Source organism: Protofrankia sp. Cas8 (assembly GCF_963555845.1).
In the GTDB taxonomy this organism is placed as follows: domain Bacteria; phylum Actinomycetota; class Actinomycetes; order Frankiales; family Frankiaceae; genus Protofrankia.
In genome coordinates this window covers 1-607 of record NZ_CAUVXI010000292.1, presented here as the reverse complement: position 1 = coordinate 607, position 607 = coordinate 1, and positions in this window count along the sequence as shown.

The window sequence follows — 607 nt, the reverse complement described above, 5'->3', positions numbered from 1 at the left end:
CCACCGACCTGGCGAGCTGACAATCACGCCTGAGCGCGCCCGGCAACAGGGGCACGGCGTCGCCGGTTGGTGGGGTGCCACGGGGGCACCCCGCAGCGGCGCGGAGTGCCCCCGTGGTGGCGGTCCGAGGAGGCGGTGTGATCATCTCATCGGACGGCCGGGTCACACCAGGTCTGGCGCACGGCGGTAGCCGCGACTCGGCGTGAACCGAGCGCTACCGATCATGTTCGGCGCAAACACGACCAGGGCACCGTAAGCCGGCATGAGCGGTGTCGGCGCGACGTTTGCCTGATCGCGGACCATGGTGGACAAAGTGATTACCCCCGCCGTTGGTCGATCTTCTGACGCACACCCTACAGACACTTAGAGTGTTGATAACAACACTCTAAGTAGTCGGAGTGTCGCCACGAACAACGGCACCCTAGGATCAGGCGCTCGATCAGGGGTGATCGAACAGCCGGTCAGGCCAGCAGATCGAGGTCGGCCACGGTGATGTGACCAGCGGCCAGCACCCACTCGCCGAGCCGGACGATGTAGTCCGGCAGCCGCCGCGAAGCGGGACCAGGCTCATCGCGAAGCAGTCCCGGGATCCCCTGCCCGGCGAGGT